General features: G+C 67.2%; 21 protein-coding genes and 1 pseudogene. 8 read left to right on the forward strand and 14 right to left on the reverse strand.

Annotation, left to right across the window (positions count from 1 at the left end):
* Window positions 1–10 precede the first annotated feature (10 nt).
* On the reverse strand, window positions 11–1,330 hold the full coding sequence (locus tag OG326_RS31595; protein ID WP_327140784.1) for an amino acid deaminase: 1,320 nt from the start codon (window positions 1,328–1,330) through the stop codon (window positions 11–13).
* Window positions 1,331–1,483: 153 nt separating this feature from the next.
* Between OG326_RS31595 and OG326_RS31600 the strand changes: the two genes are divergently transcribed.
* From OG326_RS31600 to OG326_RS31620, 5 genes are all read left to right on the forward strand, one after another.
* Window positions 1,484–2,518, forward strand: coding sequence for a sugar kinase (locus tag OG326_RS31600; protein WP_327140785.1), 1,035 nt, complete (start codon window positions 1,484–1,486; stop codon window positions 2,516–2,518).
* Window positions 2,515–3,279, forward strand: coding sequence for an IclR family transcriptional regulator (locus OG326_RS31605; protein WP_327140786.1), 765 nt, complete (start codon window positions 2,515–2,517; stop codon window positions 3,277–3,279). The genes OG326_RS31600 and OG326_RS31605 overlap by 4 nt, the downstream gene beginning before the upstream one ends.
* A gap of 10 nt (window positions 3,280–3,289) precedes the next feature.
* A complete protein-coding gene (locus tag OG326_RS31610) occupies window positions 3,290–3,697 on the forward strand; it encodes a RidA family protein (RefSeq protein ID WP_327140787.1) in 408 nt (135 codons plus the stop codon).
* A gap of 120 nt (window positions 3,698–3,817) precedes the next feature.
* Window positions 3,818–5,479 (forward strand): LCP family protein, encoded by a 1,662-nt coding sequence (locus tag OG326_RS31615; RefSeq protein ID WP_327140788.1) that lies wholly within the window; start codon window positions 3,818–3,820, stop codon window positions 5,477–5,479.
* Window positions 5,480–5,731: 252 nt separating this feature from the next.
* Window positions 5,732–6,232 (forward strand): nitroreductase/quinone reductase family protein, encoded by a 501-nt coding sequence (locus tag OG326_RS31620; RefSeq protein ID WP_327140789.1) that lies wholly within the window; start codon window positions 5,732–5,734, stop codon window positions 6,230–6,232.
* 7 nt (window positions 6,233–6,239) lie between these two features.
* Here the strand turns inward: OG326_RS31620 and OG326_RS31625 are convergent, their stop codons facing one another.
* The 5 genes from OG326_RS31625 to OG326_RS31645 all read right to left on the reverse strand — a co-directional run bounded on the left by OG326_RS31625 (window position 6,240) and on the right by OG326_RS31645 (window position 10,229).
* Window positions 6,240–6,956, reverse strand: a complete 717-nt coding sequence (locus tag OG326_RS31625) for a helix-turn-helix domain-containing protein (protein ID WP_327140790.1) — start codon at window positions 6,954–6,956, stop codon at window positions 6,240–6,242.
* A gap of 104 nt (window positions 6,957–7,060) precedes the next feature.
* Complete coding sequence (locus tag OG326_RS31630) at window positions 7,061–7,792, reverse strand: helix-turn-helix domain-containing protein (RefSeq protein ID WP_327140791.1); 732 nt, start codon at window positions 7,790–7,792, stop codon at window positions 7,061–7,063.
* Window positions 7,793–8,222: 430 nt separating this feature from the next.
* Window positions 8,223–8,591, reverse strand: coding sequence for a DUF6188 family protein (locus OG326_RS31635; RefSeq protein ID WP_327140792.1), 369 nt, complete (start codon window positions 8,589–8,591; stop codon window positions 8,223–8,225).
* 49 nt (window positions 8,592–8,640) lie between these two features.
* Window positions 8,641–9,684: a hypothetical protein gene (locus OG326_RS31640; protein WP_327140793.1), complete on the reverse strand. Its 1,044-nt coding sequence runs from the start codon at window positions 9,682–9,684 to the stop codon at window positions 8,641–8,643.
* Window positions 9,685–9,719: 35 nt separating this feature from the next.
* On the reverse strand, window positions 9,720–10,229 hold the full coding sequence (locus OG326_RS31645; protein ID WP_327140794.1) for a PspA/IM30 family protein: 510 nt from the start codon (window positions 10,227–10,229) through the stop codon (window positions 9,720–9,722).
* 416 nt (window positions 10,230–10,645) lie between these two features.
* On the opposite strand from OG326_RS31645, the pseudogene rho reads away from it, so the two are divergent.
* Window positions 10,646–11,785: pseudogene (gene rho, locus OG326_RS31650) on the forward strand (transcription termination factor Rho); the annotation flags it as partial.
* A 3-nt stretch (window positions 11,786–11,788) separates the two neighbouring features.
* Here rho and OG326_RS31655 read toward each other — a convergent pair.
* The 4 genes from OG326_RS31655 to OG326_RS31670 form a co-directional block, all read right to left on the reverse strand.
* Complete coding sequence (locus tag OG326_RS31655) at window positions 11,789–12,571, reverse strand: alpha/beta hydrolase (protein WP_327140795.1); 783 nt, start codon at window positions 12,569–12,571, stop codon at window positions 11,789–11,791.
* An 83-nt stretch (window positions 12,572–12,654) separates the two neighbouring features.
* Window positions 12,655–15,153 (reverse strand): phenylalanine--tRNA ligase subunit beta, encoded by a 2,499-nt coding sequence (pheT, locus tag OG326_RS31660; protein ID WP_327140796.1) that lies wholly within the window; start codon window positions 15,151–15,153, stop codon window positions 12,655–12,657.
* Between the two features lie 36 nt (window positions 15,154–15,189).
* On the reverse strand, window positions 15,190–16,251 hold the full coding sequence (gene pheS / locus OG326_RS31665) for a phenylalanine--tRNA ligase subunit alpha (RefSeq protein ID WP_327140797.1): 1,062 nt from the start codon (window positions 16,249–16,251) through the stop codon (window positions 15,190–15,192).
* Between the two features lie 156 nt (window positions 16,252–16,407).
* On the reverse strand, window positions 16,408–17,055 hold the full coding sequence (locus OG326_RS31670) for a nitroreductase family protein (RefSeq protein WP_327140798.1): 648 nt from the start codon (window positions 17,053–17,055) through the stop codon (window positions 16,408–16,410).
* A 69-nt stretch (window positions 17,056–17,124) separates the two neighbouring features.
* On the opposite strand from OG326_RS31670, the gene OG326_RS31675 reads away from it, so the two are divergent.
* Entirely contained in the window at window positions 17,125–17,508 is a 384-nt protein-coding gene (locus OG326_RS31675) for a winged helix-turn-helix transcriptional regulator (protein ID WP_327140799.1), read from the forward strand.
* On the opposite strand, the gene OG326_RS31680 is transcribed toward OG326_RS31675, so the two are convergent.
* Entirely contained in the window at window positions 17,465–18,937 is a 1,473-nt protein-coding gene (locus OG326_RS31680; RefSeq protein WP_327140800.1) for an MFS transporter, read from the reverse strand. The genes OG326_RS31675 and OG326_RS31680 overlap by 44 nt on opposite strands.
* Window positions 18,938–19,039: 102 nt before the next feature.
* Here OG326_RS31680 and OG326_RS31685 point away from each other — a divergent pair, with 102 nt between their 5' ends.
* Window positions 19,040–19,609, forward strand: a complete 570-nt coding sequence (locus OG326_RS31685; protein WP_327140801.1) for a TetR/AcrR family transcriptional regulator — start codon at window positions 19,040–19,042, stop codon at window positions 19,607–19,609.
* A 36-nt stretch (window positions 19,610–19,645) separates the two neighbouring features.
* Here OG326_RS31685 and OG326_RS31690 read toward each other — a convergent pair whose 3' ends face one another.
* The 3 genes from OG326_RS31690 to rplT form a co-directional block, all read right to left on the reverse strand.
* A complete protein-coding gene (locus OG326_RS31690; protein ID WP_327140802.1) occupies window positions 19,646–21,376 on the reverse strand; it encodes an amidohydrolase in 1,731 nt (576 codons plus the stop codon).
* Window positions 21,377–21,568: 192 nt separating this feature from the next.
* A complete protein-coding gene (locus OG326_RS31695) occupies window positions 21,569–22,372 on the reverse strand; it encodes a TrmH family RNA methyltransferase (protein ID WP_327146635.1) in 804 nt (267 codons plus the stop codon).
* A 40-nt stretch (window positions 22,373–22,412) separates the two neighbouring features.
* Window positions 22,413–22,793 carry a 50S ribosomal protein L20 gene (gene rplT / locus OG326_RS31700; RefSeq protein WP_327140803.1) on the reverse strand — a complete coding sequence of 127 codons (381 nt, stop codon included), beginning with the start codon at window positions 22,791–22,793 and terminating at the stop codon, window positions 22,413–22,415.
* Window positions 22,794–22,846: the final 53 nt, after the last annotated feature.

Below are 22,846 nucleotides of genomic sequence, written 5' to 3' on the forward strand. Positions count from 1 at the left end.
GACAGTCCGCTCAGAAGTAGGTGTGCAGGAAGTCGACGATGCGCGGCCGCTCGGCATCGGCGTCGTCGACCACCGGAATGAGCCGCCACTTGTCGAAGGCCGTGCACGGATGCGAAAGCCCCAGTCGCACCACCGAACCCACCGGCACCGCCTCGGCGGCGCCGTCCGGCAGCCGCAGGAAGGTGTGCTGGTCATTGAGCGCCGTCACCACCGCGCCCGCGGGCAGCGATGGCACCGCCGGTCCCGCCATCCGCTGCGGGACCGGCAGCCCCTCATCGAAAGGGAGATCACGCTTGCCCGCATCGAGCAGCGCGAGCCCCGGTTCCGGCCGGGAGACGCTGCGCGCCCAGCCGTGCATGCCCGCACGCAGCGGGCGGTCGGCGCCGGTCAGCGCCACACCACCGGCGGTGAGCGGGGAGATTCCGGAGTAGAAGCCGTCATCGTGAATCAGGTACGCGCCCGAGCGCAGCACCACCGTGGCCGGAACCCCGTGCGCGCCATCCTCGTCCGCGAGACCGGCCAGCCGCTCCACCACCAGATCCGGATAGGCGCTGCCACCGGCGGTGAGGATCGCGCGACCTTCGTAGCGGCCCTGGGACGCCAGCTCCTGATGCAGGATGCCCAGCTCGTCGAGGTAATGCCGCACGGCCGCAAGCCCTTCCGGGGTGCGGTCGTGCGCCAGTGCACCCTCGTAGCCGCCGACACCGGCGAGCACGAGCCGCGCGGAGTCGTGGATGGCCTCGGCCACCTCGTACGCCTCGGACAGGGTGCGAGCCCCGGTACGCCCGTGCGGCCCACCGAGTTCCACCAGCACCGGCACCCGCACGCCCTCGGGCGCGGACTCGAGGATCCGTTCCATCTCGCGCACGGTCGAGAGGCCATCGGCCCAGCAATAGAATTCGAAGTCCGGGTCATTCGCCAATTCGTCGGCGACCCAGCGCAATCCGATCGGATCGACCAGCGCGTTCGCGAGCATGATGCGGTCCAGTCCGAACGAGCGGCCCACCTGCACCTGCCACACGGTGGCCAGGGTGATGCCCCATGCGCCGGCCTCGAGCTGCTCACGCCACAGCTGCGGCGACATGGTGGTCTTGCCGTGCGGGGAGAGCCGGACCCCGGCCTGCCGCGACCACGCCGCCATGACCGCGAGGTTGGAATCGACGGCCGCGCGGTCCACGGTCAGCACCGGTGTCTGCAGATCGTCCAGATGCGGTGCGGTGGCCAGGTATTCACGCACGCTCAGCCCCCAGGCGGCGGGCGGCAGCGATTTGTGCTGCGGCCCCAGCCGCTCCCCGCCCAGGGCGGTGACGACGCCATTGTCGAGAGCCACGGCATTCCTTCCGATTTCATGCGACCGATTCACAGCCGACTATTTATAGCCGAGTTGCATTGCGTATTTTGCAACGATTGTTGCGCATTGTGTTTAGTGGTGGTTATTCTGCACACGATGACCGCAAGCCGCAACCGTTCTAAGGAGATTGGTGTGACCCAGCCGACTAAGCGCGCGGTCACCGTCGGCGAGGGACTCGCCGTACTGATCGCGCAGCCGGGCCCGCTGGCGGACTCGCACACCTTCGAACGCGGCGCGGCGGGCGCCGAGGCGAATGTCGCCACGGTGCTCGCACAGCTCGGCATCCAGACCGCCTGGGTCTCCCGTGTCGGCGACGACGGCTTCGGCCGCTATCTGGTGCGGCATCTCGGTGAGCGCGGCGTGGACACCTCCGCCGTGACCGTCGATCCGGCCCGGCCCACCGGCGTGTACGTGAAGGAACGCGGCAGCGGCTCCTCCCGGGCGGACGACCTGGAGGCCGGAGCCAGCCGAATGCTGTACTACCGCACCGGATCTGCCGCCAGCGCCCTGTCCCCCGCCGATCTCACCGCGGCGGCACGGCTGCTCGGCGCGGCCGATGTCATCCACTTCACCGGCATCACCCCGGCGCTCTCGCCCGCCGCCACCGGGTTCACCGAGGCCCTGCTCGCCCAGCCGCGCGGGCAGCGCCTGATCAGCTTCGACCTGAACTACCGCCCGGCGCTCTGGGAGCGGCGCGGCGAATCCGCCGGGGAGATCCTGGCCCGTCATATTCGCGGCAGTGATGTCGTCTTCCTCGGCGCGGACGAGGCCGAAGCGGTCTTCGGAGTCGGCGATGCCGAGCGGCTGCGCGCCCTCTTCCCGCAGCCCCGTCACCTGATCGTGAAGAACGATAAGCATTCGGTGACCGGATACATCGGCGATGTTCGCCTCGAGGTGCCCGCGCTGCGTCTGGACGTGACCGAGCGCATCGGCGCGGGCGACGCCTTCGCGGGCGGCTATCTGGCGGCACTGCTGCAGGGCCGCCCGCACGAGCAGCTGCTGCGCTTCGGACATCTGTGCGCCGCCGCCGCGCTCACCGGCACCGGTGACGTCGCCGAGCTGCCGCCGCTGGCCACCCTCGAATCCCGCTCCGCCGCGAGTACTTCCGAATGGGCGGGAATGAATTACGCCCGGCCGCAGCCCATCCCCGAGAATGTCCCCTCATGAGCCAGAGCCTGCTGCGTGCCCTCACCATCCTCACCCAACTCGGTGAGGAGCCGAAGTCCCTGGACCAGTTGGCAACCCAGCTCGGCGTGCACAAATCGACCGTGCTGCGGCTGCTGCAGACCATGGAGGGCGAGCGCTTCGTCACCCACGATCCGGAGCATAAATATCGATTGGGCTCACGGCTTTTCGAGCTCGCCAATCGCTCGTTGGAGGGTCGCGATGTGCGGATCGCGGCGCGGCCGCACCTGAGCGCGCTCAATGCCGCCACCGGACAGACCGTGCACCTGGCCACCTACGAATCCGGCGAGGCCATCTACATCGACAAACTCGATGCCACCCACAGCGTCCGGATGTACTCGCGGATCGGGCGGCCCGCCGCACTGCACTGCACCGCGGTCGGCAAGGTGCTCGTCGCCGCGCTGCCGCGCGCCTCGTGGCGCGCGATTGCCGAGGGCATCGAGTACCGGCCGTTCACCGACCGCACCATCCGCACCCCCGAGCAGTACCTGACGGAGCTGGAACTCGTTGCGGCCCAAGGCTATGCCGAGGACCACGAGGAGCACGAGAGCTTCATCAACTGCGTGGCCGTCCCCATTCGCGACGGCACCGGCGCCGTCATCGCCGCGCTGTCGATGTCGGTGCCGGACATGCTGCTCGATCACGACCAGGTCCTCGGCATGCTGCCGCAGGTACGCGCCGCGGCCGCGGCCGTGTCCACCGAGCTCGGCTGGAGTCCGAGCGCCACACACCCCGACCAGTGAAAGGCCGACCATGAGCGAAAAGATCGCCGTCCGCACCGACAAGGCCCCCGCGCCCGCCCACACCTTCTCGCAGGGTGTGCGCAAGGGCCCCTTCGTCCAGGTCTCCGGGCAGGGTCCGGTCGACCCCGTCACCAATGAGTACCTGTACCCGGGTGATGTCGCGGCGCAGACGATCCGGACGCTCGAGAATGTGAAGGCGATCGTCGAGGCGAGCGGTGCGAGCTTCGACGATGTGGTGATGCTGCGCGTCTACCTCACCAAGCGTGAGGATTTCAGCGTCATGAACGACGCGTACGGCGAATTCGTCACCGCGCACACCCGCGGCACGGTGCTGCCCAGTCGCACCACCGTCTTCACGGGCCTGCCACGAGCGGAAATGCTGGTCGAAATCGACGCCGTCGCCATCGTCGAGGACTAGGCCGCTGGGCGTGATGGTTATGCACGACTGTGCAATTCCATTCACGCGAGGGTGCTTATTCCGGCATAATCAGAGGCCGATCTGACATCACCGGTCTGCTCCGGCACACTCGACATAGCCATGTACGACGACGACACTGAACAGCTCCCCGTTTACCGCCCCACCGGCAGTGCGCGCAGGTCAGCTGAGACGCCCCCGACCGAGCCCCGGCGCACGCGCCGCGCCCGGCCGAATTCGCATCGCCGCGCCGCGGAAGCTCCGGCCTCCGCGCAATCGAAGCGGCTGCGGTACGCCGGCCGCGGGGTCATGTCACTGGTCACCGTCGGGGTGATGGGCATCACCGGTGTCCTCTGGTACGGGGAGACCACCCTGGACCAGGGTTTCACCCGCTCCGGTGCGATCGCCGAGGAGGACCGCACCCTCGACGGCGATATCAATATCCTGCTCATCGGGCTGGATACCCGAAAGGATCTCAACGGCAACGATCTGCCGAAGGAGATCCTCGACCAGCTGCACGCCGGCGACGGCTCCGAGGGCGGCTACAACGCCAATTCCCTGATCCTCGTGCATATTCCGAAGGATATGAAGAAGATCAGCGCCTTCTCCATTCCGCGTGACGACTATGTGCCGGTGTCCGGTATCACCGGCTACGACCACGCCAAGATCAAAGAGTCGTACGGCCTGAAGAAGTACATGGTCGAGGAGAAGCTCAAGGCGCAGGGCGTCACCGACAAGGTCGATCTGGAGCGGCAGGGCCGCGAAGCCGGGCGCGCCTCCATCGTGCAGACGGTGAAGGCGCTCACCGGCGTACCCATCAACCGCTTCGCCGAGGTCTCGCTCGCCGGGTTCTACGATCTGGCGACCGCGCTCGGCGGCGTCGACGTGTGCCTCAATCACGCGGTGGACGACAGCTACTACTCCGGCGCCCAATTCCCCGCCGGCAAGCAGCATCTCGACGGCTCCGACGCCCTGGCCTTCGTGCGCCAGCGCCACGGCCTCGACAATGGCGACCTCGACCGCACGCACCGGCAGCAGGCCTTCCTGACCTCGGTCGCGAAATCGCTGAAGGATTCCGGCACGCTCACCAATGTGGGCAAGCTCAAGGCGCTCATGGATGTGGCGCACAAGGATGTGGTGCTCTCGGACGGCTGGAGCCTCACCGATTTCATCACCACCGTGGGCCGCGCCGGTTCGCCCTCGATCGAATTCAATACCCTGCCCGTGCTGCGCTACGACACCGTCGACGGCCAGGACGTCAACATCATCGATCCGGTCGCCATCAAGAAGACCGTGCGCAGCGCCTTCGGCGTCGAACAGCCGGCCGTCGCCGCCGCGCCCCGCACCACGCCCACCAGCACCCTCGACGTGGTCAATGCCACCGGCACCCCCGGCATGGCGGCCAAGGTGCAGAAATCCCTGGGCGCCAAGGGATTCCCCACCGGCGATGTCAGCAATGCCACCTCCTCCGACGGCAGCTCGACCGTCGTCTACTACGGCACCGGCGCCGACGCGGATGCCCAGCAGCTGACCGATATGCTCGGCGGCGTCTCCGCCAGCCCGTCCTCGAATGTCACCGCGGGGCATATCAAACTGGTCCTGGGCACCGACTTCGAGCTTCCGGAAACCCTCGACCCGGCCGCGGCGACCACCGGCGGCACCACCACCACGACCACCTCCAAGGCGGCCGCCGCCGCGGCGGCCGCGACCACCACCGACGGCGCCCCCGACAACGGCAAGCCGGTCACCACGACCATCGGCTCGGATATCCCCTGCGTGAACTGAGTGGTTCCGCCGCTGAAAACCGGAGCAGCGCAATGACAAAGGAGCACCGGCTCCCTGCTCTACCGCGCTGCCCTGGCCGCCGCCGTGCACACCGCCCAGGCCGTCGTGGCCTCCGGACCGCTCCCCCCACCGGCATTCCGGCCTGCGCCGCCATCCAGAAGCTCATCGCGCCGTAGTCACCGGCCACCTGACGACTCACTGGACAGTATGTAAAGTGAGCCGCGTTACGCCCCGTCGAGCATTGGGATACAGATGGCAGGCAAGAATTCGGGAACCGGCACCCTCACCCTGAGCGGGCGGTTCAATCACTACTCGAGCGTCTATCTGGGCTGGAGCGCACGCACCTATTCGCGCGTGAACAGCTGGATCTACACCCGATCCGGCGGTACCAAGCTCGCCTCGCTACAGGGCAAGCCGGTGTTCCAATTGATCGTCAAGGGTCGCAAATCCGGCGAACCACGCCCGGTCATGCTCATGCTGATCCGCTCCGGCGACGACCTGCTGGTGTCCGGTTCGAACGGCGGCCACCCCGGCACCCCGAACTGGTGGCTGAACCTGGCCGCCGCCCCCACCGCCCGGGTCCAGGTGGGCGCGGAGAACTGGCCAGTCGATGTGCGCGTGGTCACCGATCCGGCCGAGTACGAAAACCACTGGCAGACACTGGTCGCCGGATACCCCGACTTCGCCACCTACCGCGCCCTGAGCACCCGCACCTTCCCGATCGCGGTGCTCAGCCGCGCCACCGGAGACTGATCGGCGATCACCCCGCGGGCGTCATCGTGTACATCAGCCACTCCCGGCGCGGAAGTTCGCAGCGGAAGAGCTGAACGTTCATCACGATCAGCTCGCCGGTATCGGGCGACCGCACCCGGGTGCTGCGATGCGGGACCCCCTCGGGTGGCAGACTCGCCGACCACAGTCGTTCCCAGTCCGGCGACTGCCGGCACACGGCGGCGATCTCCTCGCCACGGGCGGACGCGGCGGCGCCGGGCCCCATATGCCGGAAGGCGTAGACCATGGTGCGCACCTCGCGCTCCCAATCACCCATGGCCGCACGGGCCCGCGGATCCAGCAGCATCCACTCGAGGCCGTTGGCGCCCGCCTCCGCACCCGGAAACCACCGGCGATACGCATCATTGACCGCGATGATGTCGTGCTCGGGAACGGTCTGATACCACGCCGGGTGCGGCAGGGTCTGCAGAAAATTCAGCTCGGCCGGTTCCATCTCGCCGGAGTGCAGCCCGGTCAGTTCCGGCAGCAGTGCGCTGGCGGCCCATTCGCGATACGGGAACTCGACCTCCAAGGCCGTGAAGAGCGCACCGAGCGCGATCGCGGTGGGCTGGCGGACACCCTGTTCGATCTTCTGGATCAACGCCTCCGAGACCCCCGCCCGCCGTGCGAGTTCCGCGCGCGTCAGCCGTGCCGCTTCCCGGCGCACGCGCAGAAATCCCGCAATTGTCGTATGCGCCTCGGCCACTACCGCCGCTCCTCCGTATCCGATATCCGTCGCTCCAGTGCGTGCTGCTCGCCGTCGAACCTACCGGCGAGCCTGAATGGCCTGTGCCGCAGGGCGATAGCGCATCATTCGGGCCCGAGCGCGGGCACCAGGGTATACATCCACCACTGGCGGCGGGGCAACTCGCAGCGGAAGATCTGGACCTGCATGCGGATGAACTCACCGGTCTCGAGCGACCGCACGCGGGTGGGACGGCGGCGGATCTCGGTGGGCGGGATATCGGTCGACCAGAAGCGTTCCCAGTCCGGCGCGTCCCGGCACAGGCGGGTGATCTGTTCGATGCGCTCGGGGGTGGCGATGCCCGGGGCCATATGCCGGAAGGCCCACACCATGAAGTGCGCCTCCCGCTCCCAGTCGCCCATGACATGGCGGGCGATCGGATCCAGCAGCATCCACGCGATGATGTTGACTCCGGGCGTCAGACCCGGAAACGCCTGCAGGTAGGCGTCATTGGCCGCGATGAGGTCCAGTCCGGGCAGCGTCTGATAGCAGGCCGGATAGGGCAGGCCGTTCAGGAAGTCCAGTTCGACCTGCTCCGGTATGTCACCCTCGTACGGGATATCGGTCAGTTCCGGCTGCAGCACGCTCGCGGCGTGTTCGCGGTACTGCATCGGCACATCCAGCGCTTCGAACAGGGCGGCGAGCGCGGTCGAGGTGGGTTGCCGAGTGCCCTGTTCGACCTTCTGGATCAAGGCCTCCGAGACTCCCGCGCGGCGCGCCAGTTCCGCCCGCGTCAAACCGGCTGCTTCCCGTCGTACGCGCAGGAAACCCGCAATTGCCGAATGTGCTTCGACCACCCTTGTGACTCCTCCGGACCCGTTCGCGATGACGCTTCCGCGTACCGCCGCAGCCAAACCTACCGTTCGGTATTAAAGGGTCCGCAGGCACTCTGTACGACCTGCGGACCCGAACCGCAAATCGCGCAACTGGGACAAATTGGGACAGGGCTTCGCATTGACGCGGGGCGGGCCGACTCGGGATGCTCACCAGGGTCGTTCAACGCCGCACGGCCACTACCGGATGCCTCGGAGGGGACGGCATGGACTCGGGTCGCTGATGATGGGCGACCCGCGGGACGTGCCGCAGTGCATCGGCCACGATGGGCCGTACCGACATACGGCACGCCGTGGACACGCTGCGGTCGGTGTGCGTGCTGAGCACGCCTACCGACCGCAGCGCACACGGCACGAACGGATACGGCGCGCCTCAGGCCGGACATGGTGCGGGTCAGGACTTTTCGGACCAGATCGCCAGTTCGCCGCCGGGCATGCAGACGACGAGGTAGACGCCGGGCGTGGTGACGTGCCAGGCCTCGTAGTAGCGGTCGGGTTCCACCGCCAGGTGCGAACCCGAGTCCAGGAGCATGCGCAGCGTGCCGCCGGAATCGGCTGCGGCGGAGACTATTACGCCGTCCAGCGCGGCTGCCAGATCTGCGGCGGGGGGTTCGCCGGCAATGTGGTGCAGCGTGGGGCCCACGGTGCGGTGCAGCACCAGTTCGCCCTCTATGTGGATTTCGTAGCCGCCCGCGCCCAGCACGAGGACGGAGGGGCCGGGCGACAGCACTGTGAGGCGCTCACCGGTGATCGGTAGATCCATATCGCCTCCAGCGGGTCGGCGCCCCGGCGGATGCCGGGGCGCCGGGCTACTACTTGGTGGCCTCCGCCAGTACGGCGATGACCTGATCGGAGACGAAGAACGGCTCCAGACGCTCACGAATCAGCTTGGCCAGCACGCCGTTTCGCTTGGCGGCCTCGACCACAGCGGGTCCGTAGCGCAGGATTTCCCTGCCGATGTCCGCACCGGACAGACCCAACTCCGGCAGCAGGGCGGCCAGGGTGTGATCGCCGTACTTCTCGAAGAAGACCTCCACGCCCTGATCGACCAGGATGCCGAAGTACTCCTTCTCGCGGGTGGTGAGCGCGATGCGGTAGATGATCAGCGCCAGATCCTGCAGATCCTGCTGCGAGAGGTACTCGCGCAGACCGCTCACCGGCTCACCGGCGTGCAGATCCCAGAATTCCATGGCCGCATCGTGCACCGGCGCGTCCCGCAGCATCTCGCGAATCGCGTTATTGGTCCGCTTGAGCGCGAATTGCGCTCCCTTACCGGCCATTTCGCCGAGGAAGGTGCCGTCGCCGGTGGCCTTCTCGGCGGCCTTGCGGGCCTGCTTGGCGGCGGAGGTGCCGAGTGAGACCAGCGATCCGACGCCCGGAATCTTGTTCGCCATCTGCCGATTGCTCTCCATGAAATCGGAGATCAGCTTGTCCACGAATTTGGAGGCCACGGTGGCGATGAGCGGACTTTCGGTGAGCCGCTCCAGGATTCGCTCCTGCGCCTGATGCATGCCGAAGATCTTCTCCAGCAGCTGCTCCACCGGCTCGCGCTCCACCACATCGCCGAGGGTGTAGTCATTGTTCGCGGCGATATCGTCATACAGCGAGAGCGACAGCTGGCCGACCATCTCCTGTAGGACGGGGCTGCCGCCGATCAGATTGATAATTGTGGCCACAGTCTCCTTGGCCTGGTCGAGCTCCACCACATCGCGGAAGATGATGGTGTCGGCAATGCCGATCACCGCCTCCACATCGCGGCCGATCACCTCGGTGAAGCGATCACCGGTCACCTCGGCGAGAATGAAGTCGACTTGCAGGTCGAGCAGCCGTTCGGCGATTTCGCGCGGCTCGGTCATAGGGTTCCACCCATCGTCAAGAAAAGACCGCCGGTTCAGTCGGAATCGTTGCCGTGCATCGATTTTCGAATCTGTTCCAGGCGTTCCCGCGCGGTTTTCTGCCGCGCGTCCCACTGTTCCTCGACGCTACGACCCGCGGGCGTCTGCCGATCGAGCTCGTCCATCCCCTGTGCGGTGCCGTAGCGCTGCTCGACCTTATCGCGAACTGACTCGAAAGTAGGGACGCCCGATGTCGTATACCCGCTGATGCCTGGCGCGATCGGTATACCGGCCGGCGGTACCGGTGGGACCATGCCCGCCGGACCCCCTTCTACCTGGTCCAATGTGACAGGAACGTCCAGCGGCGGCGAGCCGGGCGCCGGATCCGTGTCCGGAGTCACATCGATGTAGTCGGGTGCATGACCGGCGGTGGCCGCCACCGCGGCCGCCACCTCGTGCAGCGCACCCAATGCGGCCCGGCCGGCACTGGCCTCGGCCACGGCCGCCGCCAGCTCCGCGTCCGGCAACTTCGCCAATTCCGATACGAGATCCTCGGCATTGCTCATACGGACCAGGCTACGCAGCGCGCGCCCCGCCGAGGGCGCCATTGCGCTGACGCCGAGTACGGCGTATGGTAGGCCGTGTTGTAAGCCCGTGGATGTAGGTAGACGCAGGTCCCTCCCACGAGATTTCTTCCCTTCCGAGTCAGTTTTCCGGCAGTAGTTCTGAGCTACCCGCTGACACCCACTCGGATCCCCTTGCGGCCCGCCGTCCCGGCGTCCCGCCTCCGGTCGTACGCGGCCGCTCCACATACACACTCCCGGTGCGTAAGTCACCGGATGCCTTTCACAGGAGAACACTCATGACCACCATGGAAACCCGGCCGGCCCGCAATCGCGCCGCCGCACCCAAGTCCACCCCGTCCAAGTCCACCCCAACCAAGCCCGTCGAGAACACCGCACCGCCGGTCCTCGACACCATCGAAACACTGTCGCCCGCAACGGGAATCCTCGATATCAGCGGCAATACGGCGACCCTGCGCAGCAGCGGCTACCTGCCCGACCCCGCCGATATCTCGGTGCCCACCCGGCTCGTCCGCGAATTCGGTTTGCGCCGTGGCGATTTCGTGACCGCACTGGTGCGTCCGAGCACCCCGAATCAGTCGAATGCCCAGCAGTCGAATGCCAAGGGCGGCAAGTCCGCAACGCTGGTGCGCATCGACACCGTCAACGGCCGCCCTGCGAGCGAAGCCCTTTCGCGCCCGCACTTCGGCGAACTGACACCCATTCATCCCGACGAGCGCCTGCGCCTGGAGACCGAGCCGCACAAGCTCACCACCCGGGTCACCGACCTGATCATGCCGATCGGCAAGGGGCAGCGCGCCCTCATCGTCGCACCGCCCAAGGCGGGCAAAACCTCTGTGCTGCAGGCGATCGCGCACGGCATCGCCGCGAATCACCCCGAGGTACACCTCATGATGGTGCTGGTCGGCGAACGGCCCGAGGAGGTCACCGACCTCTCCCGCGGCGTTCCCGCCGAAGTGGTCGCTGCCACCTTCGATCACTCACCGGCGCAGCAGACCGCACTCGCGGAACTGGCCATCGAACGCGCCAAGCGGCTCGTCGAACAGGGACATGACGTTGTCGTACTGCTCGATTCGCTCACCCGGCTGGCCCGCGCCTACAACACCTCCGGACCGGCCTCGGGCCGAATCCTTTCCGGCGGTGTGGATTCCGCCGCACTGCTGCCGCCCAAGAAGTTCCTCGGCGCGGCCCGCAATATCGAGCACGGCGGCTCGCTCACCATTGTCGCCACCACGCTGGTGGAGACCGGTTCGCTCGGCGACACCGTGATCTTCGAGGAGTACAAGGGCACCGGCAATGCCGAGCTCAAGCTCGACCGCAATCTCGCGGCCCGGGGCGTGTTCCCCGCGGTCGACGTCACCCGCTCCAGCACCCGCCGCGATGAGCTGCTGATGGTTCCCGCCGAGCACGACGCGGTCGACAAGCTCCGCCGGACGCTGTCCGAGCTCGATGATCAGCGCGCGCTGGACCTGCTGCTCGACGGTCTGCGCCGGACCGGCAGCAATGCCGAGTTCCTGGCCAATATCATTCGCAAGTAAGCACTATCCGGAGGTCAGCCGCTTGGGCGGCAGCACCCTCGCGACCCAAGCCGCGACCGTGCCCGACCACCCCGGAATCAGCACCAGATCATTGTGCGCACCGCCCGGATAGATCACCAGTTCCTTGGGCTCCGGAGCCGCTTCGTAGAGCGTGCGCCCCATCTGCACGGGCAGCATCTCATCGGCGTCGCCGTGCATGATCAGCACCGGGGAGCGCAGCTGCCGAATCCGCCGCAGACTCGGATAGGCATTGGGCACGACCACTTTGGGCAGATACGGATAGACGGCCCCCGCCGCATCCCGCAGCCCGGTGAAGGTCGACATGAGCACCAGCGCTGCGGGCGGATACGCCGTCGCCAGCTCCAGCATGACCCCGCCGCCGAGCGATTTACCCAGGTACACAATCCGATTCGGATCGATTCCGGGCTGTGCGAGCAGGGCATCGCGCGCCGCCCGCGCATCCAGATACGTGCCCTCCTCGCTGGGCCGCCCACCGCTGCGCCCGAATCCGCGATAGTCGAAGACCAGCACATCGAATCCGGCCGCCGACAGCAGCGCCAGAATCGGCGACCGATCACCGATATTGCCGCCATTGCCGTGCGCGAACAGGATGTGCCCCAGGGGTTTCCCCGCCGCCCGCACGAACCAGCCATTGACGGTCACCCCGTCGGTGGTCCGCAGGGACAGATCCTCGTACTCGACCCCGAACTGGTCAGGCGTCATGACGATGCGCCGATCGGGGACGTAGGTCAGCGCATTGAGAAAAGGCCGTGCCGGATGCCGCATAACGCCTTCCTACTCCTCTATACAACAGCGGCTCGTCGCGACACCCGAAAGTGCCTGCGACGAGCCGCTGCTCGATCTTCCGGCTAGCGCAGCACCGCACCGACGGCGTCGGCCGCGGCCGCCACCGCCGAATCGCGGGCCGCACTGGCCTCGTCCTCGGTCAGCGTGCGGTCGATGGCCCGGAAGCGCAGCGCATAGGTGAGGGATTTGCGGCCCTCACCCGCCTGCGCGCCCTCGTACACGTCGAACAGCGAGATCTTGTCCAGCAGCTCACCCGCACCCGAACGCAGTGCGGCCTCCACCGAGGCGGCCGGAACCGTCTTGGCGACACTCACCGACACGTCCTGCAGGACCGCCGGGAACGGCGAAACCACCGGGGTGGGCCGGTTTTCGCGCAGCGGCAGCGCATCCAGATCGATGACCACGGCGCAGGTGCGCGGCGGCAGGCCGGAACGCTCCAGCACGGCCGGATGCAGTTCACCGGCGTGGCCGACCACCGCACCGTCGACCAGCAGTTCGGCGCCACGGCCCGGATGCCACGGCAGGAAGGCCACGGCCCGGCGCTCGATGACCACGCCCGCAGCCTCGGCGACCACATCGACCAGGCCGAAGGCATCGGCGGCCTCGACCGCGCGACCGGGGCCCCACGGTCCGCGCGGTTCGCGCTTACCGGTCAGCACGGCGGCGACATGCACCGGCTGATCGGGCAGTGAGCGCAGCAGCGCGCCGATCTCGTCCTCGGTCGGACGGCGGTCCACCGGCAGCGGGCCGACCGGTGCGGTCTGCTCGGTCCGGCGCACCACCTGGGCGATCCCGTAGATGGCCAGATCGCGCTCACCGCGAGAGATATTGCGGGCGGCCACCTCCAGCAGTCCCGGCAGCAGCGTCGAGGCCAGTTCGGGCCGATCCGCATCCAGCGGGTTGAGCACGCGCATGGTGTTGCGGCGCGGATCGTCGGCGGGCAGTCCCCAGATGTCGAACACCTCGCGGGACATGAACACCGGCACCGGCACCTCGACGCAGCCCTCGAAGGCCAGGGCCTTGCTGACCGCGCGGCGGCGCTTCTGCTCGGCGGTCAGTCCGCGACCGGCCGGGGCGGTGGGCAGCACCGACGGAATCTTGTCCAGACCCTCCAGCCGCAGCACCTCCTCCACCAGATCGGCGGGCTGGGTGAGATCGGGCCGCCAGCTCGGCGGGGTGACGATCAGCTGGCCGTGCCCGGCCTCGCTGACGCCGACATCGACCGCGCAGCCGACCTGCTGCAGGCGGCGGGTGGAAGCGCCGGGGGCGTAGTGCACGCCCGCAATGCGATCGGCCAGATCGATGTCCATGGCGATGGGCTCGACGGCCGGAACCGGCACCCGCACATCGGTGAGCACGGATTCGACTGTGCCACCGGCAATCTCGGCGAGCAGACCGGCGGCGCGGTCCAGCGCGGCCAGATTGAGCTCCGGATCGACAATGCGCTCGAAACGGCGGCTGGCCTCGGAGCCCAGCTTGTGCCGGCGTGCGGTGCGCGCCACGGCGATCGGATTCCAGGTCGCGGCCTCGAGGATGATCTCGGTGGATTCCCCGCCGACCTCGGTGCTCGCGCCGCCCATGATGCCCGCGAGGGAGATGACGCCGGAATCGTCGGCGATCACCACATCCTCGGCATCGAGGGTGCGCTCGACCTCGTCGAGAGTGCGCAGGGTCTCACCCTTGTTGGCGCGCCGCACCACAAGTCCGCCCGACACCTTCGCGGCATCGAAGGCGTGCAGCGGCTGGCCCAGTTCGAGCATGACGTAGTTGGTGACGTCGACCGCCGGGGAGATCGGGCGCACACCCGAGAGCAGCAGTCGCCGCTGCAACCACCACGGGCTCACGGCCTTCGGATCGATGCCGGCGACCTTGCGCACCGCGAAACGCGTGCACAGCGCCTCCGGTTCCAGCCGCACCGGCCACGCCTCGGCGTCGGCGTCGGGCAGCGACCGCACGGCCGGATCCTGGAACTCCAGATCGAAACCGCAGGCCAGTTCCCGCGCCAGACCGCGCGCCGAGAAGGCGTAACCGCGGTCGGGGGTGATGGCCAGTTCGATGACGGTGTCGTCCAGGCCGAGCAGCTCATTGGCATCGGTGCCGGGCTCGGCGGTACCGGGCTCGAGCACCAGAATGCCGTTGTGGTCCTTGCCGATGGCCAGTTCCGCGACCGAGCAGATCATGCCGTTGGAGGTGTGCCCGTAGGTCTTGCGCGAGGCGATCTTGAAGCCGCCCGGCAGCTCACCACCCGGAAGCACCACGACCACCAGATCACCGACGGCGAAATTCCGTGCGCCGCAGACGATCTCCTGCAACTCAGGCGTGCCGATATCGACCTTGCAGAACCGGATGGGCTTCTTGAACTCGGTCAGCTCGGTGATCTCGGCAACCCGGCCGACGACCAGCGGATGCTCGATCTCGCCGCCCACCCGCTGCAGCTGTTCGACCTCTTCGACCTCCAGGCCGACCCGGACGAACCCCGCGTCGAGCTCCTCCGGCGTCACCGACCACCCGGGGGTGGTGCGCTGCAGGATTTCCGTCAGCCAGGACTGCGCTACTCGCACTTGACGTTTCGCTTCCTCGTTGGAGTGGGGGTGGGCTCAGGCTTGGATGCCGAAGGGCAGCGTGAAACGCACGTCGCCCTCGACGATGTCGCGCATATCGGGCAGGCCGTTGCGGAACTGCAGAGTCCGCTCCAGACCCATGCCGAAGGCGAAACCGCTGTACACCTCGGGATCGATCCCGCTGGCAATGAGCACCTTCGGATTCACCATGCCGCAGCCGCCCCACTCGACCCAGCCCGGACCGCCCTTCTTGTCCTCGAACCACACGTCCACCTCGGCGGACGGTTCGGTGAAGGGGAAGAAGCTGGGCCGCATGCGGGTGGTGGTGTTCGGGCCGAACAGCGCACGCGCGAACGCGTCCAAGGTGCCCTTCAGATGCGCCATGGTCAGGCCCTTGTCGATGGCCAGACCCTCCACCTGGGAGAACACCGGGGTATGCGTGGCATCGAGCTCATCGGTGCGGAAGGTGCGACCGGGGCACACCACATAGATGGGCAGGTCACGAGAGAGCATGGAGCGCACCTGCACCGGCGAGGTGTGCGTGCGCAGCACCTGCCGCGAACCCTCGGGCGCGATATGGAAGGTGTCCTGCATGGTGCGCGCCGGATGATCCGGCAGGAAGTTCAGGGCGTCGAAGTTGAAGTGCTCGGTCTCGACCTCGGGACCTTCGGCGATCTCCCAGCCCATGGCGACGAACACATCACCGACACGCTCGGAGAGGGCATTGATGGGGTGCCGCGCGCCCACCGCACCGCGCCGGGCGGGCAGGGTCACGTCGATGGCCTCGGCCACCAGCACCGCGGCATCGCGCTCGGCGAGCAGTTCGGTATTGCGGGCCTCGTAGGCGTGCGTCACGCGCTGCCGGGCCACGTTCACCCGCTTGCCCGCCTCGGACTTCTCCTCCTTGGGCAGCGTGCCCAGGGAGCGCTGTGCCAGCGCGATCGGCGACTTGCCGCCCATGTACTCGGTTTTGGCGGTCGCGAGCGCTTCCAGGTCGGTGGCGGCGGCGAACGCCTTCTCAGCGGCCTCCGCGGCGGCTGCGAGGGATTCCTCGGTCAGCGCCGCGGTCTGCTCGGCACGGTCGTTGTCGTCGGCCACGATGGTTCGTCACTCCCCTGGCTGGTGCGGGTCGGGCGGAAATTCCTGCCCTATTCTTGCTGGTCGAATCGTAGTCGTTGTAATCAGCCCGGTTCATCCGCTTTTCTCGCAGGCAGCGCGCACCCTCCCGGCGTGGTGCGCGCCACCCGCACCCGGTCACGCGACCGGGTAGGTCTCGCGGAAAACAGTGCGCTCGACGGCCCGCCGGCCCGGGTGCGGACGCTGCTCGGCGGCATAGCCGACGGACATGAGCAGGGCGATGGACAGATCCGGGCGATCCTCGATGCCGATCACCTTCTTCACCCTGTCCTCCTCCCAGCCGTTCATCGGCGAGGTGGCCAGCCCGAGCTCGGTGGCGGCCAGCATGACGTAGGCGGCGGCGATCATGGCGTCCTTCACCGCGTACTCGCGCAGCAGCCCGCGCTCGGCCAGATTCTGCTGGAACTCGGTGGACGCGACCGAGAATCCGGCGATGAACTGCTCGTTCCAGGCGCCGTTGCGGCGGGCGTGGTCGTACACATCGCCCCGATCCTCTTGCCACGCTTGGGTTTCCGCGACGAAGACCAGCAGCACCGGGGCCTCCTGCGGCTGCGGCTGCCCACCGGTGGCCCAGGCCAGACCGTCCCGGCCCGCCGGTTCGGTGACCACCACGATCGAGCGGTCCTGCAGATTCCAGCTGGAGGGCGCCTCCATGGCCAGTTCCAGCAGGGCTTCCAAGGCGGCGGCGGGCACCGGATCGGGCCGGTAGTGCCGGACGGTGCGGCGGGCGCGAATGGCTTCGGCTACGGAGATCATGGTGTTCATGCCACTAACTATTGGAGAGTGACTCTTGTTTGTGAAGTAGGCACTAAATAGTGCGCTACTCTCCTGGACATGACCACGTTCGTCGAATCCTCGGGCCTGCCCGCCGACGTCTACTCCCCCAAATGCCCCACCCGCCAGGTCCTGGACCACATTGCCGGGAAGTGGACGATCCTCGTGGTGGACGCCCTGCTGCAGCAGGACACCATGCGCTACACCGAGCTGTCCCGCCGCATCGGCGGCGTCTCCCAGAAGATGCTCACGCAAACCCTGCGCAGCCTGGAAGGCGACGGATTCCTCACCCGCACAATGCATCCCACCATTCCACCGCGAGTGGAATACCAGCTGACGCCACTGGGCCGCAGCCTCGCTGAACCGATCAGCGCGCTGCGGCAGTGGACCGAAACTCATATCAATGAAGTGGAGCGAGCCCGGGCTCTGAATCACGCTGAGTAACAGTGATTTCCGCGGCCGGACGCTTGCGGCCGGGGAGGAACAGCGAGATCACCGCGCCCACCGCGACAATCGCGGCGCCGACGTAGATCGCCGGTTGCAGGCCGTCGACGTAGCTCTGCGGCGTGGCATAACCGCCGCGGGAGGCGAAGACCGACGCCAGGATCGCGACACCCATGGCGACACCGACCTCACGAATGGTGTTGTTGGCGCCCGAGGCCATGCCCTGATCCTGCGCGGAAGCGCTGGCCATGACGACCGAGGATGCGGGCGCGAAGGTCAGGCCCATACCGATGCCGCCGAGGATGAACGGCAGTACGAACGAGCCGTAGGAGACATCGACCGTGACGATCAGCGCCATCCAGCCCAGCGCGAACGCCAGCAATACCTGACCGGTAGCGACCAGCACCCGGGGACCGACCTTGTCGACGATCAGACCGGCGAGCGGGGCCACCACCATGGGCGCCATGGTCCACGGCATGGTCCGAATACCCGACTGCAGCGGCGAATACCCCTGCACCACCTGGAAGTACTGGGCCAGCAGGAAGATCGAGCCGAACACACCGATCGAGAAGGTGAACAGGACGGTATTGATCACGCTGAAGCCACGGGACCGGAACAGGTGCAACGGCAGCATCGGCGCGCCGACCCGCCGCTCCCAGACCACGAATGCGACGAGAAGCGCTGCGCCACCGAGCAATCCGCTGAGCACGACGGCCGAACCCCAGCCGTCGTCGGCGCCGTGAATGACACCCCACACCACCGCGAGCACGCCACCGGCCGAGAGCAGCAGGCCGATCACATCCAATCGGCGTGCGCCACCGAAGGATTCGTTCAGCACCCGTGCGACAAAAGGCACGGCGAGGATGCCGATGGGCACATTGATCCAGAAGATCCACTGCCAGTTCAGGCCGTCCACGACCGCGCCGCCGATGACCGGGCCGAGTGCCACGCCGAGTCCTGAGATGCCACCCCAGATACCGATGGCGGCGCTGCGCATCTTCTCCGGGACCGAGGCCGACAGCAGAGTGAGTGAGAGCGGCATGACCGCGGCCGCGCCGAAGCCCTGAATCGCCCGGAACAGGATGAGCATCCACGGTTCGGACGCCATGGCGCAGGCGGCCGAGGCGGCGGTGAAGAGCGCGATGCCGAACAGGAAGAGCTTGCGGCGACCGAGTCGGTCACCGAGGGCGGAGGCGGTAAGCAGCAGGGAGGCGAACGAGAGCGTGTAGGCGTTCACGAACCACTGCAGGTCGCTCAGCGAGGCGCCGAGGTCATGCTTGATGACCGGCAAAGCGCTGGTCACCACCAGATTATCCAGCGTGACCATGAACATGGGGATGCCGACGGCGGCAAGGACGGCAGCGAGCGGGGGTTTGCGCGAAGCGCTCGACCCGGGTGCGCCAGGGGCGGTTTCGAGTGTTCCAGTCATGTCCAAATCCTTGTTGTTATCGACTGATAACAAGAGAGTATGCATTGACTGATAACATGTCAATAGTGACTATGATTCCCCAATGACGAGGAGGCCGAAGCCGTGACGAGAACCCGCATGACCGCCAGCGAGCGTGGCGAGGAAGTGCTGCAGGCCGCCGTCATCGCCTTCGCCCAATCCGGTTACGCCGCAACAAAAACCGATGAGATCGCACGCCTGGCAGGCGTGTCGCAGCCATATGTCATCCGCCTCTTCGGCACCAAGCAGCAGCTGTTCCTGGCGACCTTGGAGCTGGCGTGCGATCGCATCGAGGAGATCTTCCGGGCCGCCGCCCTCGAGGCCGACCCCGTCGCCGCCCCCCGGGACAAATTGGACACGCTCGGGTCGGCGTTCGAGACCTTCCTCGACGAGCGCGACCTGCCGCTCATGCTGCTGCACGGCTTCGCCGCCTGTGGTGAACCGGCGATCGGCATCGCGACCCGCGACCGCTTCGGCCGGATCTACCAGCTGATTCGCGATCTCACCGGAGCCTCGGTGTCCGAGGCCCGCGACTTCATCGCCGCCGGCATGCTGCTCACCGATCTGGCCGCCATGCGGACCACCGGACCCGAAGCCATCGAAACACCTTGGGCCACAGAGATGCTCGACGACCTGCGGGGTACAGGCGCCTGACCTTCGGCCCGGCGCCCTCCCGTGCGGATCGAGGCCTCAGCAGTGGTATTGCACCAGCGCACCGAGATTCGCGACCTCCGGACCGGCCTCCGACTCCTTGACCTCGCCCGAGCCGAAGCGCGTCGTCCCGCGCCGAATGGTCTCCACCACCCGCACGTCCTCCCAGGACTTGAGGTTCTCGGGTTCGGCCAGCGTGAGCGGATCGACGCTGAGCACCACAAGATCGGCCAGTTTGCCGGTTTCGATGGTGCCCTTCGTCTTCTCCTCGAAGTACTGGTACGCGGCATTGCTGGTCAATGATCTGAGCGCATCACGCACCGACACCCGCTGTTCGGCGCCGATGACGGTCCCGCCGCCGGCCGACGTCGTGCGGGTCACCCGGGTGACCTGACTGGACAGAATGGCGATCGAATTCGCCAGCGCCACAGGCGCATCGTGATGCGCGGTATAGCGCAGCCCGTTCTCCAGCGCCCACGCGGTCGGCGAAATGTTCTCGGCGCGTGCGCCTCCCAGTACCGTGCTGCGATACCACTCACCCCAGTAGAAGGTATGCATGGTGAAGAACGACGGGATGATGCCGAGCCGGGCGAATGCCTCGATCTGATCCCGTCGAGCCGTTTGCGCGTGAATCGCGACGGGCCTGCGGTGCACCGCATTCGGCTCCCCCAGCCGCTGACAGGCCGCATCGACCGCGGCGATGAACTGATCGATGGCCGCATCACCGTTGACATGCGCGATGACCTGAATATTGCGCCGGAAGGCCTGGTACACCTTGTCGTTCGCGTCTTCGTCGCTCAGGATCCGATAGCCGCTGTAACCGTCCTCCTTACCGGGAACCGGCTGCACGAAGTACGGCTCGGTGAGCCATGCGGTCCGCCCCTGCGGTGAGCCGTCCAGCACCAGCTTGACTCCGGCCAGGCGCATGCCGCGGAAGTAGTCGTCCTTGACATCCAGCCGGTCCCAATCCGCATCGGTTACCAGCTCCGAGGCCTTGAAATACACGGCGAGGTCGATCAGGAAACCGGTGGAATTCTGCAGCCCCCGAAGGTAATCCAGGATCGGGCGCTTGACCCCGCCGTCCTGCGCGGTGGTGAACCCGAATCCGTTGTACTCCTTACGCCCCGCCGCGTAGAGACCGGCGCTGTCGAGCGGGTTCAGTCCGCTCACGGCCAGATCGAAGGCCGGATCGAACACCGTCTCCTCCAGCGGCTGGGGCGCGCCGAGGTCGTAGCCGAGCAACCGCAGTCCCTCTGCGTTGACCACACCCAGATGCGCGGACTGGTGCACCGCGAGCACCGGCCGATTCTGCCCGTCCGCATCGGAGACCCGCTCCAGATCCTCCAGCGTGGGATGACCGCCGATCAGCGAATCGTCGTATCCCATACCGATAATCCACTTCGACCGCTTGCCGACGTCCGTCTTCGCCCACGCCGACAGCGTGCCGACCACATCCTCGACCGAGGCCACTTTTCCGTCGGGCTCCGCGAGCAGATTCGCGAGCATGGCCTGCAATCCGACCCCGCCCATATGGCCGTGCGCATCGATGAATCCCGGCAGCAGGCACTCGCCGCGCAGGTCCTGCATACGCGTGGAGTTCCCCTTCCACTGCGCCTCGGCCTCCGCGAGATCACCGACGAAGACGATCTTTTCGCCGCGAACGGCCACCGCCTCGGGCGGCGCGGCCTCCCCCTCGTTCATCGTCACGATCGAGCCGTTGAAGAAGATGCGATCAGCCTTGAGCAAGGCCGAGGTATCGGAGTCTGACATGGCGAACCTCTTCCAACCGATCGCCGAAAGAGGTCGCCCACAGTCGCACCAGCCGCCCCCAGCAGCGATGCCGACGAAATGAGAACCCATTCATTGTCGTTCGGCCCCCACCGCATCGGGGGCCGAACGACAAATTAGCCCGTACCTCGAAAACCCTTGAGCAAACCGGGAATTCGGTTTCGTGGCGCGAAATCAGCGCCGGGCGGCGTACTGCACGCGCGCGCTGGCGTAGAGGCAGATCGATGCCGCCGCAGCCAGATTCAGGCTTTCGGCGCGCCCGTGAATGGGGATCCGCACCCGATGGGTGGCCCGGTCGGCGATCGCGCGGTCCAGGCCGTGCGCTTCGTTGCCGAACAACCAGGCGACCGGTCCGCTCAGCAGCTCATCGGCCTCGTCGAGGTCGACCTCACCCTTGGCGGTGGTCGCCAGAATGGTGATGCCCGCCTGTTCGAGGGAGGACAGCACCTTCTCGGTATCACGCTCGCGAGCGAGCGGGACGTGGAAGAGACTGCCCGCGGCGGCCCGCACGCATTTGCCATTGTGCGGATCGACCGAATCACCGGCCAGCACCACACCATTCGCGCCCACGGCGTCCGCGACGCGAACAAGGGTGCCGGCATTACCGGGATCGGCGATCTCCACCGGCACGGCCAGCAGGGTCGGCGCGGCGCTCAGCACCTCGTGCAGCGGCACGTCCACGGATCGGCAGACGGCGAACAGCCCCGCCGGAGTCACGGTCTCCCCCAGCATTTCCGCGGCCCGGTCGCTCACCAGCGTGGTGCGCACGCCCGAGGCGGCGGCGCCGGCCACCAGCTGATGTTCGCGACCGGCGATCTTGGCGGAGTAGAACAGCTCCTCGATACGCCCGGTCTCGAAGGCCGACTCCACCGAGTTCGCGCCCTCGGCCAGGAACAGCCCGCTCTTGCGACGCACCGGAGCCCGATGCAGCTTGACAGCCGAAACGACCCGGGAATTGCGCTCGGAGAGCGCTTCCACGGGTCGTTCCGAATTCTGCTGTGTTGTCACGCAATCCGGCTTAAGCGGCCGGAGCGTTGACGTCTTCCGGCAGCGCAGCCTTCGCCAGGGCGACGAGGCCGGCGAACGCCTCGGCGTCGGAGACGGCCAGCTCGGCCAGGATCTTGCGGTCAACCTCGATCTCCGCGAGCTTGAGGCCCTGGATGAAGCGGTTGTAGGTGATGTCGTTCAGACGCGCGGCGGCGTTGATACGAGCAATCCACAGCTTGCGGAAGTCACCCTTGCGCGCCTTACGGTCGCGGTACGCGTAAGTGAGCGAGTGGAGCTGCTGCTCCTTGGCCTTGCGGTACAGCCGCGAGCGCTGCCCGCGGTAGCCCTTGGAGGCCTCGAGTACGGAACGGCGCTTCTTATGAGCGTTGACGGCCCTTTTGACGCGTGCCACTTGTCAGTCCTTGATCGATCGGCGGGCGCTGCGGTTGCGCCCGGGAGGGGGTC

Origin of the sequence: Nocardia sp. NBC_01327, assembly GCF_035958815.1 — a bacterium.
GTDB lineage: Bacteria > Actinomycetota > Actinomycetes > Mycobacteriales > Mycobacteriaceae > Nocardia.